The organism is Campylobacter concisus (genome assembly GCF_003048555.1).
Lineage (GTDB): Bacteria > Campylobacterota > Campylobacteria > Campylobacterales > Campylobacteraceae > Campylobacter_A > Campylobacter_A concisus_AO.
This window is the reverse complement of the sequence record NZ_PIRR01000075.1, coordinates 1-4,078: the sequence shown is the minus strand read 5'-3', so window position 1 is coordinate 4,078 and position 4,078 is coordinate 1. Positions and strand designations below refer to the sequence as shown.

At 38.2% G+C, this 4,078-nt stretch carries 3 protein-coding genes; all 3 read left to right on the top strand.

Annotated features, from left to right (window positions below; translation table 11 throughout):
- Positions 1-111: 111 nt before the first annotated feature.
- Genes CVS92_RS08835 through CVS92_RS08825 form a run of 3 tightly spaced genes read left to right on the top strand, consistent with a single transcriptional unit; the run spans position 112 to position 3,996 of the window.
- Positions 112-2,487, top strand: coding sequence for a ribonucleoside-diphosphate reductase subunit alpha (locus CVS92_RS08835; protein ID WP_107789207.1), 2,376 nt, complete (start codon positions 112-114; stop codon positions 2,485-2,487).
- A gap of 1 nt (position 2,488) precedes the next feature.
- Positions 2,489-3,388 (top strand): DNA-methyltransferase, encoded by a 900-nt coding sequence (locus tag CVS92_RS08830; protein WP_107789206.1) that lies wholly within the window; start codon positions 2,489-2,491, stop codon positions 3,386-3,388.
- Positions 3,385-3,996 (top strand): BglII/BstYI family type II restriction endonuclease, encoded by a 612-nt coding sequence (locus CVS92_RS08825; protein ID WP_107789205.1) that lies wholly within the window; start codon positions 3,385-3,387, stop codon positions 3,994-3,996. Before CVS92_RS08830 ends, CVS92_RS08825 begins: the two co-directional genes overlap by 4 nt.
- Positions 3,997-4,078: the final 82 nt, after the last annotated feature.

The window sequence follows — 4,078 nt, the reverse complement described above, 5'->3', positions numbered from 1 at the left end:
ATATTATTTTTTGAGTCAAATTTTATATTTAAAAGCACTTTTTTAACAAAGAGAGTTTTTATCTCCTTTTGGATAAAATCCCAAATTAAAATTTAACATGGAGAGATATTTTTGAAAGTTATAAAACGTAATGGCAGAACAGAAGAGCTTGATATAAGTAAGATCAAAAAATATACAAATGAAGCAGTTCTTGGACTGAGCAATGTAAGCCTTAGCGAGCTTGAGGTAGATGCGAAAATCCAGTTTAGGGACATGATCACGACTGAGGAAATTCAGCAGACTCTTATAAAAACAGCAGTTGATAAGATCGATATCGACCGCCCAAACTGGACATTTGTTGCCGCAAGGCTATTTTTATACGACCTTTATCACAAAGTATCTGGCTTCAACGGCTACAATCACCTAAAAGACTACCTAGCAAAAGGCGAAAAGGTAGGCCGCATTATCCCTGGGCTAAAAGAGAAGTACGACTTAGAGGATCTAAACGCCTACATTAAGCCTGAGCGCGACCTTCAGTTTGCATACCTTGGTATCAAGACGCTTTATGATCGCTATCTCATCAAAGATAAGAATGGCATGCCTATCGAGCTGCCACAGCACATGTTTATGGCGATAGCGATGTTTCTTGCGCAAAACGAGCTAGATAGCCAAGGCTGGGCAAAGAAATTTTACGACCTCATCTCTAAATTTGAAGTGATGCTAGCCACGCCAACGCTCTCAAACGCAAGGACTACACGCCACCAGCTAAGCAGCTGTTACGTAGGCAGCACGCCTGATAATATCGAGGGCATTTTTGATAGCTACAAAGAGATGGCATTACTTTCAAAATTCGGTGGCGGTATCGGCTGGGACTGGAGCAAGGTGCGCGCAATGGGCGGTAGTATCGATGGACACAAAAACGCAGCTGGCGGTATCATACCATTTTTAAAAGTAACAAATGACATCGCAGTAGCGGTCGATCAGCTAGGTACTAGAAAGGGTGCGATTGCTGTTTATATCGAGCCTTGGCACATGGACGTGAGCGATTTTCTCGATCTTCGTAAAAATTCAGGCGAAGAGAGACGCCGTGCACACGAGCTTTTCCCTGCGCTTTGGATAAACGATCTATTTATGAAGCGTGTCAAAGAAAATGGCCGATGGAGTCTCTTTGACCCAGCTCAAGTAAGCGACCTTTGCGACCTTTATGGTGAGGAGTTTGAGAAGAGATATTTAGAGTATGAAAACGACGAAAATATCCAGAAAAATACCATCCTTGCAAAAGAGCTTTGGAAGAAAATTTTAACTAGCTATTTTGAAACTGGCATGCCATTTTTATGCTTTAAAGACAATGCCAACAAAACAAATCCAAATGACCACGAGGGCATCATCAGAAGCTCAAATTTATGCACCGAAATTTTCCAAAATACAGCACCAAACTACTATAAGATCAAGATCACTTATGAAGATGGCAGCGAGGAGCTATTTGACGAAGAAGAAGACGTCACTGTCGATAGTGGCATAACTAAAAAAGCCAAAAAACTTAGTGCGCTTGATAGCCTAAAAGGCAAGCAAATTTTCATCGTAGAAAAAGAGAGCATTGAGGGTAAAACGGCGGTTTGCAACCTTGCAAGTATAAATTTAAGTAAGATAAACAGCAAAGAGGACATAGAGCGTGTTGTGCCGATAGCTATTAGGATGCTTGATAATGTTATAGATCTCAATTTTTACCCACACAAAAAGGTAAAGCACACAAACCTAGCTTCTCGCTCGATCGGCCTTGGTGTCATGGGTGAGGCGCAAATGCTAGCCGAGAAAAACGTAAAATGGGGCAGCTATGAGCATTTGGCGCTGATAGACAGCATAATGGAAAACATAAGCTACAACGCGATCTACGCTAGCTCAAATTTAGCCGTAGAAAAGGGCGTCTATCCAAAATTTGAAGGCTCAAAATGGAGCAAAGGCATCATGCCGATAGACACCGCGAACGAGAACGCAAAAGCGCTTTTAAACGACAAAGGTGGGCTATTTGACGAAAATATCTGCGATTGGGACAAGCTAAGAGAAAAGGTTAAGCGTGATGGTATGAGAAACGGCTACCTAATGGCGATCGCTCCAACTAGCTCGATCTCGATCCTCGTTGGCACCACTCAGACTATCGAGCCAGTCTATAAGCGTAAGTGGTTTGAGCACAATCTAAGCGGCATGATCCCAAATGTCGTGCCAAATCTCAGCCCTGATACTTGGCAGTTTTACACGCCAGCTTACGAGCTTGACCAGAGAATTTTAATAAAAGCAGGTGCGATCCGCCAAAAATGGATCGATCAAGGTCAAAGTCTAAATATTTTCATGAGCTTAGACAAAGCAAGCGGCGGATATCTAAGTGAAATTTACACGCTTGCATGGGAGCTCGGACTAAAATCAACCTACTATCTACGCTCTGAGTCACCAGATAGCGAAAAGCTAAACGATGTAGCTGACCGCTCGATCGAGTGTGAGGGGTGTCAGTAAAATGGTTACTTCTATAATAAATAAAGATGTATATAAGTTCTTAAAAACTCTAAAGAGTGAAAGTATAAATTTAATTATTACTTCCCCACCATACAATATTGGAAAAGAGTATGAAACAAAAGTAAGTATTGAAAAATACTTAAATATTCAAAAAGAAATTATTTCCGAGCTTGTTAGGGTGTTAAGAAATGATGGTAGTATTGCTTGGGAAGTTGGAAATTTTGTGTCAAACAAAGAAGTGTTTCCTCTTGATTTTTATTACTATGAAATTTTTAAAGAGTTAGGGCTCAAGCTTCGCAATAGGATAATATGGCGTTTTGGGCATGGGCTTCATGCAAGTTTGAGATTTAGTGGTAGATATGAAACTATACTGTGGTTTTCAAAAAGTGATAAGTATACGTTTAATTTAGATAATGTGCGAGTAGCAGCAAAATACCCAGGTAAAAGGCATTTTAAAGGCGACAAAAAAGGCCAATTATCTGGCAACCCTAAAGGTAAAAATCCGTCAGATATCTGGGATATTGTTATTAACGATTGGGATAAAGAAATTTGGGACATAGTAAATGTTAAAAGTAATCATGTAGAAAAAACACTTCATCCTTGCCAATTTCCAGTCGAACTTGTAGATAGGCTGATTTTGGCTTTAAGTAATGAAGGAGATGTTGTCCTTGACCCGTTTGGTGGTGTTGGCTCTACTTTGATTAGCGCAGTTAAAAACAATCGAATAGGCATTAGTGTAGATAAAGAAAAGGAATATTGCAAAATAGCAGAGCAAAGGCTAGAAAAGTTGAAAAATGGAAATTTAAAACTGCGAGAGGCGGGACAGCAAATTTATGTTCCAAAGAACGATAGTATAGCAAAAATTCCACAAGAATGGAGAGGACAAGGAGCATATCAATGAAAATAAAATACACACATTCTCATTTAAATGGATTAGAATTTTTACAAGTACACCATAAAGATAGATGGAAAGAAATTAAACAAGTTATAAAAAAATTAAATGCAAACAACTATAAAACAAAAATTTCCAAAGAAAAAGGCAGACAGAATAATTTTCTTTATAATCCATCCGAAATCAATAAAGCTTTTAAAGCAAATTTTAATAATCTTGGATGGAAAGAAAGTAGACAAACATACTATTTAACTCCTGATCAAGATTTAGCATATGAAACAATGTCGCTTCCGCCAGAGCAGCAAGAATCTATAATTAAAGAAAGGGGTAAAATAGCTTATGAGTCGTACAATCAGACGGATTTTTTAAAGGATAGGATTGCTATTGAAGTCCAGTTTGGAAAATATGCCTTTGTTGCCTATGATTTGTTTGTAAAACATATGGCTTTTTATATAGCAAATAAAATTGACGTAGGCATAGAAATAATTCCAACAAAAGCAATGTGCACTGAAATGTCAAGTGGTATAGCTTACTATGAGGGTCAGGTTTATAATGTTTATAGGCAAGGTAGAAATACACCAGCGGTTCCGCTTGTTTTGATTGGCATAGAGCCTTAGAATCAATAGTAAATTATCTATTACCGGTAGTTATTAGAATAATAGTTTAAATTAAATAAATTAATTAAATATATTATTTAAG

Bases quoted from the DNA above. Each gene is read 5' to 3' on its own strand.
- CVS92_RS08830 (WP_107789206.1), top strand. From the start codon at position 2,489: ATGGTTACTTCTATAATAAATAAAGATGTATATAAGTTCTTAAAAACT.
- CVS92_RS08825 (WP_107789205.1), top strand. From the start codon at position 3,385: ATGAAAATAAAATACACACATTCTCATTTAAATGGATTAGAATTTTTA.